Below are 13,600 nucleotides of genomic sequence, written 5' to 3' on the forward strand. Positions count from 1 at the left end.
GCGCCCTACTTCCCGTTCATCCAGAACAGGTCGTCATGCCGTACCACGAGCTTGCCCTCGGCGCGCACGGTGCCGCTGTGATCCTTCGGGTAGCACTTGCCTTGCACCGTGCCGCTCTTGACCCCCTTGGCGGCGCCTGCCGCGTCGCCGATGGTGGTGGGCACGACGCTCATGTCGTACACCACCACCGGATGCCCGTTGGCTCGCACGCTCAGGGCCACGGCCGTGGTGCTGTTCAGCTGAGCCGTCACGGGGTAAGGCACGGGTGGAATCGAACTGCCCATGGGCGTCTTGCAGACATCGGGGGCGAGGCTCACGACCTTCCAGCCTCCTTGCTTGCGCGCGGCGACGTTGGCGCTCATGGCGCGGGCTCCGGCATTGCGATTGCGGCACGACCGGGCGGCCGTGGCGCCGGGCGAACGAGGGGCGCATTCGGATCGACTTCGAAGCGGGCCTCGAGCACGCGCACAGGTGCGTCCGACGGAACCCACACACGGTGCACCAACGAGAGCGCCATGCTCTCGGTATCCACCACCACGGTGTCGGTCACCATGGGCAAGGGCAGCAGCGCACCGTTGTCGAGCCGCAGCAGTACCAGGGCGCGATGGCCCGGCAGCGTGACCGACAGGTGGCCATCCGGTGTCACGGCAGGATCGGTCAGGTTCCAAAGCTCGATGCGCGCATCGGGCGCCAGATAGGGAATCTGCTGGTCGGCAGGCGCCGCGTTCCAATAGCCGAAATCGAAGTCATGCGGCGGCCACGGATGGCGTTGCGTGAGCCACGTTTCGTCGTAGGTACCGGCCAACGCCAGGCGGGGAGCCCACGCGCGCCCCACCACGCCCAGGCCGGCCGGCTCGCGGCCATAGCCCTCGGCGACATCGGCCATGGCTCGCGCATCGAGATCCACGCCGGCATGCCTTGCCAGCAGCGGCTGCAGCATCCTCGGCTCCTGCGCGGCTTCGATCTGGGGCGCGGGCATCCGCTCGATGCCGGGCTCACCCGCCTGGCGCGCCAGATCGACCGCGCGCCTGTCGAGCCAGCCCCGGCCCAGCGGATTGGAGAAGCACACTTCGTTCAGCAGCGGCGGCGCCTCGTCGGAAGCGTCGGGCTGGCGCAGGAAGCTGCGGCCTCCGAAGGCATGCTCCCAGCGCATGGGCAGGCTCGCGATGGGCTGCGAGGGTGTGCGCGCCCATTCGCGGCCGGCGCGCAGATAGAACAAGGAAGGCCCGCCGACGAGCAGCCGCTTGTCGAGCACGGTGCACGGTGCGGCAAGGGCCTCGGCATGGCGTTTCTCTTCTTCCCATGCCGCGTGCTGCCGCGAGGTCAATCGCGCTCCCGGGTGCAGCGGCTTGGGCGGCTCCGGCGACGGCACCCATTGCTGGCCGGCGCTCACTTTCAGGCGCACCTCCCATTCGGGTGTCGGAACACCTCGCGGCGCATGGGCCGTGGCGTTCACGATCAGGTCGCAGCGCGGTTTGTAGGGTGCTAGATCGCTCTCCTCGCGCGGGCTCGATGCGCCCTCCTCGCCCCAGTAGGCATCGGCCAGAGCCAGCGGCACGGGATCGTCGTCGTTGACTGTCGCCTGCCATCGCCCGTACCTGTCGCGCACGAGCCGGTAGCCGACCTTCATCGCGACGACCCGATATTCGCGATCGCTCGGCGTGGCCGCGCGGAAGCACAGCGCATCGAAGGGCGTGAGGTTGCGGAATTCCACGGCGCAAGCCTCAGTTGAGGTCGATGTCCTTGCCGGAGATCTGCACTGGCCCGCTCGCGGAGAAGTCGAAGGTCGAGCCGTTGATGGTGACGGCGCCATCCGACGTCATGACCAGCGAGCTCTTGCCGCACACCAGCTCGATGCGGTCGCCGGCATGCAGGGTGAGCGTCTTGCCCACGTCCACGCGCTTGGACTGCCCCACCTGTTCGGTCTGCATCAGCGCAACGCTGGTATTCATGGCCGCACCCACCGTGATCTGGTAGCCGAGGCCGATGGTCAGCGCCTTGGCCAGCCCGATGGTCTCTGCCTTGGCCAGCGCAATGGTTTCCACCTTCGCACCGCCGATGGTCACCGTCCGGTGCTCGCCGATGTTGATGGTCTCGTTCAGGCCCACCTTCTCGGTCCGGTTCATGCCGATGCCGATGGTCTCGTTGAGATCGACGGTTTCGGTACGGTTCTTGTGCACCGTGATGGTCTCGTCGAGATCCACGGTCTCGGTGCGGTTCTTGTGGATGGTGATGGTCTCGTTGCCGTCGACCGTCTCGGTGCGGTTGTTGTGCACCGTGATGGTTTCGTCGTGATCCACCGTTTCCGTGCGGTCGTGCTTCACGTGCACGGTCTCGTCGTGGTCGATGGTCTTGGTGCGGTCGTTTCCCACCCAGTGCGTCTCGTCGTGCTCGACCTCGATGTCCTGGTTGCGCTCGGCGTGCAGCCACACCTGCTCCTGTCCCTTCTTGTCTTCGAAGCGCAGCGCATTGGCATTGGCGTCGGTCGCGCCCTCGGAGCTTCGTGTGAGCAGGCCGCTTTGCGTGGCGTTGGCTGGCAAGTCCCACGGCGGCATGTTGTCGGCGTTGTAGACGCGGCCGGTGACGATGGGCCGGTCGGGGTCGCCATTCTCGAAGTCGACGATCACCTCCTGGCCGATGCGCGGAATCTGTATGCCGCCGAAGTTGGTGCCGGCCCAGGGCGAGGACACACGTACCCAGCAGGAGCTGTTCTCGTCCTTGGTGCAGTAGCGGTTCCAGTGGAAGCTCAGCTTCACGCGGCCGTACTCGTCCGTCCAGATCTCACGGCCTGCAGGACCTGTGATGATGGCTGTCTGCGGCCCCGTGGTGCGCGGCCTCGGTACGGGGGGCACCTGCGCGCGAAAGACCTTGCTCGTCGGGATCACCTCGAAGTCGACGCGGCATTCGAACTCCTGCTGCGCACTCGCGTCGCCGATGTCCTGCAACCGCAGGTGCGCGTCTGTCACGAGGTATTCGCGGTTGGACTCGTTCTGCGGATGCCGCTCCAGCGCAAGCAGGCAGCCCGGCACCACGGCGCGCAGGTTGCCCGAACCGCTGGCCCGCTCGCCCTGGCTACCGGTCTCCTCCATGCGGGTGCGCACAAGTTGCTCGCCCTCGGACTCGACCACGTAGTCCCCCGGCCAGCCATAGCGCTCCTGGCTGCTTTGCGCGGTCTTGCGCGGCATGGCGCTCACCTGCTGCAGTCGGGCCTTGGGCCGCTTGAAATCGAAATCGTCCGTGACCCATTGGCCGCTTTGCAGCGTCTCGCAGGCGTTGAAGCGGTCGCAGTGCTCGGCGCGCACGGTGTCGTCTGCGCCGTAGAAGGGAATCTTCTGGTAGCCCGCGTTGGCGTAGGGCTGGTGGGCGGACATGTCGTCGACGATCACCAGCTTGTGGCCGCCTTCGGCATGCTCGAAGTAGTAGTACAGGCCCCATTCGTGCATCAGGCGCGCGACGAAGTCGAAGTCGCTCTCGCCGTACTGCACCTGGAACTCGCGAGCCGGGTAGCTGCGGGTGGCTTTCAGTTCGTGGGCGAAGTCGTAATCGGACAGGACCTCGCCGAGTATGTCGAGCACGGTCTTGTTCTGGAAGATGCGGTAATCGCTCGTGCGCGTGGCCAGCGTGAGCCAGGGTTCGATCACCGCTTCGTACAACGCACGGCGGTTCTCCAGGCGCAGGAAGCGAACGCGCGTCACGAGGCCGCAGATGTGGCGCTTGCCTTCGCCCGCACCGGGGCGGCCGTCGAGCACGATGTGCACCGTGAGCGTTTCACCTACCAGTTGCTTGATGTTGACGTTGGCGGCCTGGCGTTCGTTGTAGCCCGCCTGCTCGGGGGTGCCGAGCGTGAGTGTGTAGCGGAAGAGCTTGCTCAGGCCCTCGTCGCCGTCGATGGCGATGGGCTCCAGTGCGGGTTGCCCACCAAGCGTGGGCATGGCGGCGCAAGAAGCGGTGAGGACGCGGACAGACCGCGCTGCGCCTGTTGGCATGACACTCTCCCCGGAATTCGAATCGACGCACGAAGATCAGGACATCGGGCCGCTGCCTTGCGGCCCGACGGAACGGAAGCAACGCGCTTGCGTTCATGCACAAGGAGGAATCAGGCCTCCTTGTTCTCCTTGATGTTCCAGCCCAGAACCGTCTCGGCGCCCTTGCCGCCCTTGTCGGTCTGTTCCCAGTACTGCTGCTTCACCTTGGCAGCCTGGAACGAGTACTGCACGAACACGGCGTCCGAACCCTGCTCGGCCGTGTACTGCACCGAAGTGACCAGCACTTCCTCGAGCGTGACGCGGGTGTACTCGATCTGCGAGCCGCCGGCCTTGCACACCGACACTTCCACCTTGCTCAGATGCTTGCCGCTCGCGCAGTTCTTCATGACGGACGGGGCCGCCTTGTCGATGCGTGCCAAGACTTGCAGGTCGTTGAAGCTGGCCTTGCCGACGCCACCGCCACCACCGCTGACCATGTTGCCGGGCTGCGTCGCGCCCCATGCGAAGGACTTGATGTCGGTCCATTCCTTGTGGTTCGAGTCCTTCGATTCGCCGTTCGCGCCTTCGACGCGCATGAACATGTCTACTGCCATGATTGATCGTTCCCCAGGTTGCGGCGCCCCCTCCGGGTGCCTCGAGAATTTGCCGCCGTTGCGGCGAGCAATATTGAAATCCGGTTGTGGCAACACGCGTAGCGTGCGCCTCCGGGGCTGAGTGAATGCGATGTTCGGATCTGACTGTGACAAATCGATTGAATTCAGACGACTTCCTTTCCTCTTCGAGTCATTTCCCACAGTTGGTTTTTCGGGCACTCGAAATATGAAGACCAAAGCAGTTAATCAAAATTAGCCAATGCATCGACCTTGAAAACCAAACAATTCATCGAGCCGATTCCTCGCCGAATGCAAAAGGGCCCGCCATCGATACGATGGCGGGCCCTTCGATTTGCAGGCGTCAAACACAACTACGAAGCCGTCTGCGCCTCGCTCAACCACTTCGCGGCCAGCACAGGCACAAGCTCCGCCGCTCTGCCCTGCAGGAAAGTGAAGCCGTGCGGCACCTCTTCCATGTCGAGCGCGACAAGAACCTTCTGCGCGCTGCGGTCTGCGTACCGCACAAGCGATGCGGCCGGATAGACCGTGAGCGACGTGCCCACCACCAGCACGCGCGCCGCAGTGGCCACATGCTCCTCGGCTTCTTCGAAGTGCTGCACCGCTTCGCCGAACCACACGATGTCAGGCCGCAGCTGGGTGCCGTCTTCGCAGAGCTGTCCCATGGCGATCGGGTTGCGATCGATGCGATAGCGCTTCGGGTCGGGCTCCGACGTGCCCCGTGCATAGGCGAGCTGCCCATGCAGATGCACCACGCGGCGCGAACCCGCGCGCTCATGCAGCGCATCGACGTTCTGCGTAACGATCACGACCTCGTAGGCCGACTCGAGCGACGCGATGGCAATGTGCGCAGCGTTCGGCTGCGCCTGCCATGCTTTCTCCCGCCGCTCGTTGTAGAAAGCCAGCACCGCTTCCGGGTGCTTATGCCAGCCTTCGGGGCTTGCGAGTTCCTGCCACGAGTAGCTGTTCCACAGGCCCTTGGCGTCGCGGAACGTGGGCAGGCCGCTCTCGGCGCTCACGCCGGAGCCCGAGAGCACGACGATCTTGTTCGGCTGGACCTGGGGCTTCATGCTTCGGCACTCCTTTTGGCGTTGTTGTTGAATTATTGGCTCCCCGAACACGGATCGAACGTGTGACCTGCGTATTAACAGTACGCCGCATCTACCAACTGAGCTACCGGGGAAAAATGAATTGAGGAATGTGATGTGAATGGAGGCGCGGACCGGAGTCGAACCGGTCTGGACGGATTTGCAATCCGCTGCACAACCGCTTTGCTACCGCGCCGGAACCTTGCCGCGACAAGGAATGAAAGAGAAGGTGGTGGATCGTCTTCGAGTCGAACGAAGTATTCCAAAGGAGACGGGGTTACAGCCCGCTGCAGTCGCCAGTGCTGCTCACGATCCATGAAGAAACGAGTTGACGAATGGCGTTCCGCAGGGGAGTCGAACCCCTGGCTTCCTCCTGGACAGGGAGGCACTCTGGCCACTGAGTTAGCGGAACGAAGAATGAGATGAAGAAAAAGCTGGCAAGCCCTCAAGGATTCGAACCTTGGATTCCGGGATCAAAACCCGGTGCCTTGGACCGCTAGGCGAAGGGCCCGTAAAGACGGATGAATGGCGCGCGCGGAAGGAGTCGAACCTTCAACCGTTGGGTTTGGAGTCCAGTGCTCTGCCAATTGAGCTACACACGCGTGAAAGAAAACAGACGAAAAAAGAAGATGGTCTGAGTGGCAGGATTTGAACCTGCAGCCTCCTGCTTCCAAGGCAGGCCGTCTACCAGATTGACACTACACCCAGAGAAAAATTTGGTGCCCCAGGGGAGACTCGAACTCCCAGAATTCCGCTTCTAAGGCGGACACGTCTACCAGTTGCGTCACCGGGGCTGAAAAGAAAATGTTTGTGGCTGCTGCGAATTTTTAAGGAGCACTCACAAGGCCCGAACCTTGTGCGGGCAGCACGATCGCTGCTCGTGAACGAATGGCATGAAAACGAAGAGGCCCGGAACCTCGCGGTGTCCGGGCCTCTTCTGTTCGAGAGAGAGCTTGGGAGGTCTGCGCCTATGCGCGTCCTCCACCCGGTTGCACCTGATCCTGGTAGTCGCACGGCCACAGATCGGCCTGCGGCTTGGACGTCGGATACGGGGGTTGATTCAGTGGCTGCAGCAGCGGCTGCAGACCGAGGCCATCGTGCGAAGCGACGCGCACGAACACGTTGCCGGATGCGGGGCAAGTGCTGTAGATGCGGATCGTTGCGGCTTTCACGTTGGGTCCTGTTGGCGTTGAGTGGGATGGACTGTAAATAGTCTTTACACAATCGTCAACTGCTTGGACAAACTTTTTTCAAGCGCTGTTGCAGCAGGCCTTCCGATCGATCGCTTTCAGGCACATGGGTCTTCGTCACTTGCGCGCTGCGGCCGGAAAATCCGCTCGGCTTCGAGTTGCTCCGGCGCCGATGAGGTCGAAGTGCCGCGTAGCCCTGCGCACCGTCTATGGGCTCCAACAAGGCGTCCGCAATGAATGGCGTGGCCGGCCGCGTTGCCCAATCTGCCAACAGCTCGCCGGGGGTCATCGCGGTCGCGGGCCTACAGGCTCTCGAAGAAGTAAGCGAGCACAGTGTCTTCGCCGAATCCCTTGTCGAACATTTCGTCCGAAAGAGACCGCGCGGCATCATCGAAGGAAATCTGGTCGAACCTCCGGTCTTGCAGCATCTTCACGAATGGTGCGCACAGTTCGGCAAGCGCCGCGTGGTCGACGGCAAGCTGCCTCACACCGTCGCTCATGACGTACGGCAAGACCACGAAAACGCGCAGGTCGAAGCGGACATGGAAGCGGGCCTGCATTTCCTTGCTGAACTCGCAATCGATCAGGTGCGAGTACCGATCGTTGGCGGGGCCGTGGCCTGTAGCGTGCGCCTTGGCTGCACTGAAGGCGTGGAGTACTTGGTCGAGTTCGTGAGCGGGCGCATCGGGCAGCGGCTCGAAGTCTCTTGCGGCGGCGAAGGCTTCGAGTTTCTGGATGGTCGGCGTCATGGCAAGTGCAGGGGCCGCTCAAACGATCTCGGCGAACAGGCTCTCGAGCACGTTCGCCTGCACTCCGTCGAGCTGCGTGGTGCAGCCCGGTGCAGGTAGAAAGAAATACGCGTGCGCCACTTCCTGCAAACCCTTCGCCGCAAGCACGGCCCGGCCCTTGTCTATCGAAGCCCTCGCCGCTTCGGGGAACCTCGCCGGATCGATCGGGTGATTGACATTGGCTCGATCAACCATGCCCCACCTCCTGTCGAAGCAGTAGACGGCAAACAGCGGCGTCTTCGACGAGATGTAGAAGCGAACATCGAATTCGAAGTGCTTCTTCAACACCGCGTCCCAGCCCGACAGCTTGCACGTCAGCGACTGTGCGGGGTTGTAATTCATGTCGTCGTCCAGAACGAACGCAACGCCCAAACCGTTCGACAGCGCAGCTCCCAGGCCGGCGACCAAACGGGCGTGGTCATGCACGCAGCCGCCGGGCTGTGCTATCGCATCCAGGATGAACGGTGGAAGCATCGACAGCTGCGTGTTCTTAAAGGGGCTCTTCTCCGGCCTCAGTCGCAGAACGCCGCAAGCCCCATGCCCTGTTCTGCGGCACGATCAAGAACCCCCCGGATCGCGTTGAACGCGGCGATCTGCCCGCGATTAGCGCCAAGCGCGCTGGTGTGCGCGTCGAACACACGCCGCATCGTGACGACCTGCTCGGGGCGCAGCAGGGAGTCATCGAAGTAGCTGAGCTTCGCGCCCGCCTGCCCGCATTGATCGAACACAACGGCCAAGGAGCGATGTGCATCGAAGTCGATGGAGCCCGCATGCACCAACCCGCGCGGGTCCTTGGGCATGGTGCTGCATGAAGATGGAACGAGGTAGATGTCGAGCATGGGTGCATCGGGGCCACATTCAACACCGCAGCATCAGGGGGTAGCAGTCCTCGAACGATCCCCTGCTGGGACAGATCGAGCGCATCTGGTATTCGGTGTCGCTACCTCGATTATTCGTTCTTCAAGCCGCTGCCGGCTGCATATCTGGTAGAGAAGTCCTGGTATATCTCGGCGATTTCCGGGTTGCCGTTGTCCTTGCAGATCAACAACAACTTCGCCAAGGCATCCGGCAGATCCAGAGTTACCAGCAATTCAGCCAATCGCCTGTACAGAAACTCGTCGTCGCTCGAAAGGTACTTGTGAAGTCGGCGATCCAGCGAGCTCTTTATTGTTTTCCTGCTCTGGAGAAAGTGAGAGGAATACTGCAGAAGCACGGCCCTTGCGATGATGAGATTGTCGATATTTCCGTCCACTGCGATGTCCATGACTACGGGAGCAATCTCGGCTAACTCCAGATCGCTCAACCCGGGGGCATCGTCCTTCAGGAACCTGAGCGCGGCGGCCTGCTCCGAAATGGTGTTCAGGGCCAGCAATATGGTTTTCTTGAAGTCAACGTGCTTTTTGAAATTGAATCGGCTGACAAGAAGAGAGTTTTCCGCCTCCTTCACGAGGCGCCACTCGTCAGGAAAAGCATCCGGATCATTCATTTTTTTCCTGCATGCTGCCAAGGCAGAGATTCGAACAAAGCCTGGAATTCTGTAAACGGCATATCGCGGGTCGGGAACACCGTCGCATGCCCCGGTCCGCGGGGAGAGTTCGGAATCACATCGGAGCCGTCCCGCACTATATCGATTCCGCTCGGCATCATGGTTCCTTCCGGGATCTCGTGGTAGTGCCCGCTCAACGGCGATTTTGTCGGGTCAACGGTGGTCGATGCCCCCTCCGGGAATTGCTTTCCGGCCTGCGACTTGACCATGCCGTCGGCATCTACCGCAATGTCTTTTCCCGGTCTCGGCGCTCTGGGCTTGCTGGCGTTGCCGAAGGCGCAGTATGAAAGCCCCAGCGGATCGATCCACCGGCTTGGGTTGGGCGCGTATTGATGAAGGTTCGAGCCCCCCATCAATCCGATCGGGTCGGGTCCGATAAACCGCCCGATGTCCGGGTCGTAGAACCGGAAGGTGTTGTAGTGCAGCCCCGTGTCCCTATCCAGGTACTGGCCCTGGAAGCGCAGGTTCTGCGTGATGGCGTCAGTGACTTCCTCGGCCGTGCTGACTAGCTGGCCGTTCAGCGACGCGACTTCCCGGCGCTCGGCGACAGTGGCCCCCCAGGTGCGATAGCTCGCGCGCCAGCACAGGTTGCCGTCGCTGTTGCTCAACTCCTCCGGCAAGCCGACGGGGTTGTTGTGGAAGTGGAAGACTTGGGCGACCGAGGCGCCGTGAAGGGGCTCGGCCTTCGCATCGAGCCGCGCCACCGGCACGTGGCTGCCCGCGTCGTACACATAGCTCACCACCTGCGAGCCCCTGCGTTCCTCGATCAGCCGCATCCCCTCCCAGACGAACCGCGTGCTGCCGAATGCGTCGTGCTTCGCCACGCGCCGCCCCATCGCGTCGTAGTCGAAGCGCGTGAGCTGCGTGGTGGCTTCGGGCGTACCCGGGCGCCGGGTGGTGTGCACGGCCACGAGGCGGCTTTCCTCGTCCCACTCGAAGCGCTGTTCGGTATGCCGGCCCGCCCTCTTGCGCACCAGCCGGCCATGACCGTCGTAGCTGTAGCGCTTGTCCTCGAACACACGCACTAGGTTGTCGCGCACATAGCCGGGCGCGCTCGATGATGGGTCGAGCAGGTTGCCCGCGGGGTCGTAGGCGAAGCGCTCGCTGTTGGCGGCCGCGCTGCGCACGGTTTCCTCGATGCGTCCGGTGGCGTCGTACCGGTGCCCTGTCGTGCCTTGCAGCGAATGCCGGCTTTGCCGCAGCTCGCCCACGGGGTCGTAGCTGTATTCCTTCATCAACCCGTCCAGCAGGCGGCCGCCGGGCGTGCCGGCGCTGTCGATGGCCTGGCGCCAGCTCGGGTCTTGCGTGGTGAAGGCCGCGTCCAGCCCGCCGGCCCGGCACCACGACGCGGCGCGCCGGCCCAGCGGGTCGAGCGCGAAGCGGGTGTGCAGCGCGCCCTGGCTGCGCGCCACTTCGCGGTGCAGGTCGTCGCGCTCGATGTCGCTGATGAGCTGGTGCACCGCGGGTGCATCACCGCGCTGCTGCGACAGGTTGACCTGGTGCAGGTGGCCAGAGCCGTAGTACAGGTAGTTCAGCACACGCTGCACACTTGGCTGCGACGCGATGGCTGGCAACACGGTCTGCGTGCGGTTGCCGAGTTCATCGTGCGTGTGGCGCAGGGTGTGCGTTTCGCCGGTGAGCTCGTCGATGGCGGTCTCTTCGATGATGCGGCCAAGCTTGTCGTAGGCGAAGACGGTGCGGTGCAGCGTGCGCGCTTCACCGCCGGTGCCGGGTTGCGGCACCTCCAGCTTGACCGCCTCGGTCAGCCGGTCGAGCTGGTCGTAACTGTAGCGGTAGTGGTGGCTCCCGGTGCGCTTTCCGACGAGGCGGCCTACGGCGTCGCGCAGCAGTTCGGTGCGCAAGGGCCTGCTCGCAGCGGGCCGCGGCCCGGTGTCGTCATGCAGCGCGAGGTCGTCGTCGCCGATGCCCGGTACATGGGTGATGCACACCGGCCAGCCGTTGGCGTCGTATTCCACCTGCACGCGCGTGCCGCCCACGCGACGCTCTTCGACCACGCGGTCGGCGGCGTCCCGCACGAATTCGAAGTGCAGGCCGTTCTCGTTGACGAGCGCCTGCAGGCGCTGGGCGCTGTCGTAGTGCCAGGCGATGCGGCGTCCCTCGGCATCCTGCCTCACCAGCGGCTGGCCGCGCAGGCCGAGCGCGAAATGCGTGCTGCGGCTCAGTGCATCGGTGGCGGCGACGATGCGGCCGGCCGCATCGCGGCGCAACGACTGGTGGCTCTGGTCGGGCTGCGACACCGACAGCAGCCGCCCCATGGCGTCGTGCGTCAATCGCGTGCGCTGGCCCATGGCGTCGGTCACGGTCTGCAGATGGCCCCAGCCGTCATAGGCGTAGCGCGTGGTCTTGCCGGAGCAGTCGGTCAGCGAAAGCAGCTGCGCGCAATCGTTCCACGTCATGCGGTTGGTGCCGCCCTTGCCGTCGGTCACCACGATCGGCAGGCCCCGCCTGTCGTAGGTGTACTCGGTGCTGTGGCCCAGCGGGTCGGTCTCGCGCACCAGGTTGCCCTGGTCGCTGTAGGCGTAGGTCCAGGTGCTGCCGTCCGCGAGGGTCTGGCGCCAGGGCTCGCCGAACTCGGTCCAGCCGGTGCTCTGCGTGCGGCCCAGCGCATCGGTGCGGCTGGCCATGAAGCCCATGGAGTCGTAGGTGCAGCGCGTGGTGGCACCGCCGGGCTCGGTGATGGCGACGAGCTGGCGCAGATCGTTGTACTCCGCATGCCACTGGCGACCCGCCGCGTCGATGTAGTCGGTGACCTGATGGTCGGCATTCCAGTGCCAGGCAAACTCACGGCCGAGCTGGTCGACGACCAGCGTCTCGCCCAGCGCCAGCGCGTCGTCTGCGGGGGGCGGTATGCGGCGCACGGTGTAGCTCTCGCCGTCGTTGGTCCAATGGCGGGCCACGTGCGCGTCGCCGGCCGAGCTGCGCCACTCGTAGCGGCATTCCAGCCCTGCGGCGTCGGCATGGAAGTTCATGAGGCCCTGGGCGTCGTAGCCGAAGCGGCGCACGACCGCGCCATTGCGGTCGGTCACGTCGAGCAGCCGGCCCTCGGCGTCGTGCCTGTAGGCCACCAGCAGGCCGGGCAGCTCGCCGGGCGCACCGGCGGCCAGGCGCACTGCACCCAGCCGGCGGCTCTCGCCCGCATACTCCAGCGCCAGCAGGCGGCCGGTGCTGTCGGTCAGTTCGACCAGCCGGCCCAGCGCGTCGTGGCGCAGGTCGATGAAGTTGCCGTTGCGGTCTTCGAGCCGCGCGAGCTTCAGCGTCTGCGCGTGCGGGCCGCCTTCGGCCGGCGCCTCGAACATGAAGAAAAGGCCGCCCGGCACGTGAATGAAGTAGTGGCCGCCTTCGGTGCGGCACAGGTCCAGGCCGTCGCGCAGGCTGTATTGGCGGGTGCCGGGCTCGATGGCTGGCAGCACCATCGGGCGGCCCTGCTCGTCGATGAGTGTGACGGCGGGCTGACCGGCTTCGTCGTTGCCCAGCCGCAGTTCCATCGCATAGGGCAGGCTCCAGCCCTGCCCCAGCGCGCCGTCGTGGCGCAGGTCGTGGCTGCTGTAGAAACGCTGCCATGCGATGGGCAGCGGCCCCGGCAAGCTGAAGTCGAGTTCGCTCTCGCCGCCCAGGAACTTGCCGCCCGTGGCCGCATGAACCGGATTGCCGAAGGAGCTGAGCATGCCGTGGATGCCCATACCAAGCCCCACCGCGCCTTCGATCAGGCAAGGCAGCGCGTTCTTGCCCTGGCGCGCGAGCTTGGGCAGGCAGCGCAGGCCGCGGTAGATCATGACCAGGTTGAAGATGGTCACCAGCACCTTGGAGATGAGCGGCACCTCGTCGGCCACATCGCGCACGCGCGCGGTCGGGCCGCCGATGAAGACCGTGGGCGCCCCGTCGCTCACCTTGGCGCCGCACTCGGTGTGGTCGTCCTTTCGCGAGGCGACGCCCATGTTGACGAACACGGTCTGCGCGCCCTCGGCAAGAAGGATCTGCGGCGAGTCGTTCTTGCAACTCACCGTGTCCATGGGAGCGTCGGGCGAGGCCCGCGCCGCGCCCAGGGCCTTGCCGCCGATGAACACGTCCGACGATCCGCTGGTGATCATCCCGGTCACGGTGAGCGTCTCGGGCACCAGCGCATCGGCGATCGACTCGCCCAGGCTCGCGCCGACGTAGCCGCCGGCCATGCGCGCGCCCACGACCACCGCGCCCGCCACCAGCGGCCCGGCGAGCCCGCCGGTGCCGACCACGGCCGCTGCTGCCACGCCCACCGCGAAGCCCACGGCGATGCCGCCGATCAGTCCGCCCGCGAACTTGGCCCAGAAGCGCGCATGCGCGTTGGTGTGGGCGATGGGGTCGTGCAGGCGTGCAGCTGGTTGGCCGGCCAT

11 protein-coding genes and 7 tRNA genes are annotated in these 13,600 nt (G+C 64.6%); all 18 read right to left on the reverse strand.

The genetic code is table 11. From position 1 onward, the window contains the following. Positions 1–5 precede the first annotated feature (5 nt). Positions 6–362, reverse strand: a complete 357-nt coding sequence (locus tag QMO14_RS17370; protein ID WP_301508656.1) for a DUF4150 domain-containing protein — start codon at positions 360–362, stop codon at positions 6–8. Further along, entirely contained in the window at positions 359–1,714 is a 1,356-nt protein-coding gene (locus QMO14_RS17375; protein WP_301508658.1) for a DUF2169 domain-containing protein, read from the reverse strand. The genes QMO14_RS17370 and QMO14_RS17375 overlap by 4 nt, the downstream gene beginning before the upstream one ends. Positions 1,715–1,724: 10 nt before the next feature. After that, positions 1,725–3,932: a type VI secretion system Vgr family protein gene (locus QMO14_RS17380; protein WP_301508659.1), complete on the reverse strand. Its 2,208-nt coding sequence runs from the start codon at positions 3,930–3,932 to the stop codon at positions 1,725–1,727. Positions 3,933–4,096: 164 nt separating this feature from the next. Continuing rightward, positions 4,097–4,579: a type VI secretion system tube protein Hcp gene (locus tag QMO14_RS17385; protein ID WP_176656931.1), complete on the reverse strand. Its 483-nt coding sequence runs from the start codon at positions 4,577–4,579 to the stop codon at positions 4,097–4,099. 371 nt (positions 4,580–4,950) lie between these two features. Next, positions 4,951–5,667, reverse strand: a complete 717-nt coding sequence (locus tag QMO14_RS17390; RefSeq protein WP_301508661.1) for a Sir2 family NAD-dependent protein deacetylase — start codon at positions 5,665–5,667, stop codon at positions 4,951–4,953. 36 nt (positions 5,668–5,703) lie between these two features. Beyond that, positions 5,704–5,780, reverse strand: a tRNA-Asn gene (locus QMO14_RS17395). Between the two features lie 27 nt (positions 5,781–5,807). After that, a tRNA-Cys gene (locus QMO14_RS17400) sits at positions 5,808–5,881 on the reverse strand. 140 nt (positions 5,882–6,021) lie between these two features. Continuing rightward, positions 6,022–6,097 (reverse strand) — tRNA-Asp (locus QMO14_RS17405). 23 nt (positions 6,098–6,120) lie between these two features. After that, positions 6,121–6,196 (reverse strand) — tRNA-Gln (locus QMO14_RS17410). 15 nt (positions 6,197–6,211) lie between these two features. Further along, positions 6,212–6,287: transfer RNA gene (locus QMO14_RS17415), tRNA-Trp, on the reverse strand. Between the two features lie 28 nt (positions 6,288–6,315). Then, positions 6,316–6,393, reverse strand: a tRNA-Pro gene (locus QMO14_RS17420). 9 nt (positions 6,394–6,402) lie between these two features. After that, a tRNA-Leu gene (locus QMO14_RS17425) sits at positions 6,403–6,479 on the reverse strand. 174 nt (positions 6,480–6,653) lie between these two features. Next, positions 6,654–6,857 carry a hypothetical protein gene (locus tag QMO14_RS17430; protein WP_301508665.1) on the reverse strand — a complete coding sequence of 68 codons (204 nt, stop codon included), beginning with the start codon at positions 6,855–6,857 and terminating at the stop codon, positions 6,654–6,656. A 320-nt stretch (positions 6,858–7,177) separates the two neighbouring features. Next, complete coding sequence (locus QMO14_RS17435; RefSeq protein WP_301508666.1) at positions 7,178–7,624, reverse strand: hypothetical protein; 447 nt, start codon at positions 7,622–7,624, stop codon at positions 7,178–7,180. An 18-nt stretch (positions 7,625–7,642) separates the two neighbouring features. Further along, on the reverse strand, positions 7,643–8,137 hold the full coding sequence (locus tag QMO14_RS17440) for a hypothetical protein (protein WP_301508667.1): 495 nt from the start codon (positions 8,135–8,137) through the stop codon (positions 7,643–7,645). 38 nt (positions 8,138–8,175) lie between these two features. Further along, positions 8,176–8,502 carry a hypothetical protein gene (locus QMO14_RS17445; protein ID WP_301508669.1) on the reverse strand — a complete coding sequence of 109 codons (327 nt, stop codon included), beginning with the start codon at positions 8,500–8,502 and terminating at the stop codon, positions 8,176–8,178. A gap of 110 nt (positions 8,503–8,612) precedes the next feature. Then, complete coding sequence (locus QMO14_RS17450; RefSeq protein ID WP_301508671.1) at positions 8,613–9,149, reverse strand: hypothetical protein; 537 nt, start codon at positions 9,147–9,149, stop codon at positions 8,613–8,615. Continuing rightward, entirely contained in the window at positions 9,146–13,600 is a 4,455-nt protein-coding gene (locus QMO14_RS17455; protein WP_301508672.1) for an RHS repeat-associated core domain-containing protein, read from the reverse strand. The genes QMO14_RS17450 and QMO14_RS17455 overlap by 4 nt, the downstream gene beginning before the upstream one ends.

Source organism: Variovorax sp. CAN15 (assembly GCF_030462475.1).
Lineage (GTDB): Bacteria > Pseudomonadota > Gammaproteobacteria > Burkholderiales > Burkholderiaceae_C > Variovorax.

Bases quoted from the DNA above. Each gene is read 5' to 3' on its own strand.
- QMO14_RS17370 (WP_301508656.1), bottom strand. From the start codon at position 362: ATGAGCGCCAACGTCGCCGCGCGCAAGCAAGGAGGCTGGAAGGTCGTG.
- QMO14_RS17380 (WP_301508659.1), bottom strand. From the start codon at position 3,932: ATGCCCACGCTTGGTGGGCAACCCGCACTGGAGCCCATCGCCATCGAC.
- QMO14_RS17385 (WP_176656931.1), bottom strand. From the start codon at position 4,579: ATGGCAGTAGACATGTTCATGCGCGTCGAAGGCGCGAACGGCGAATCG.
- QMO14_RS17390 (WP_301508661.1), bottom strand. From the start codon at position 5,667: ATGAAGCCCCAGGTCCAGCCGAACAAGATCGTCGTGCTCTCGGGCTCC.
- QMO14_RS17435 (WP_301508666.1), bottom strand. From the start codon at position 7,624: ATGACGCCGACCATCCAGAAACTCGAAGCCTTCGCCGCCGCAAGAGAC.
- QMO14_RS17440 (WP_301508667.1), bottom strand. From the start codon at position 8,137: ATGCTTCCACCGTTCATCCTGGATGCGATAGCACAGCCCGGCGGCTGC.
- QMO14_RS17445 (WP_301508669.1), bottom strand. From the start codon at position 8,502: ATGCTCGACATCTACCTCGTTCCATCTTCATGCAGCACCATGCCCAAG.
- QMO14_RS17450 (WP_301508671.1), bottom strand. From the start codon at position 9,149: ATGAATGATCCGGATGCTTTTCCTGACGAGTGGCGCCTCGTGAAGGAG.
- QMO14_RS17455 (WP_301508672.1), bottom strand. From the start codon at position 13,600: ATGGCCGGCCAACCAGCTGCACGCCTGCACGACCCCATCGCCCACACC.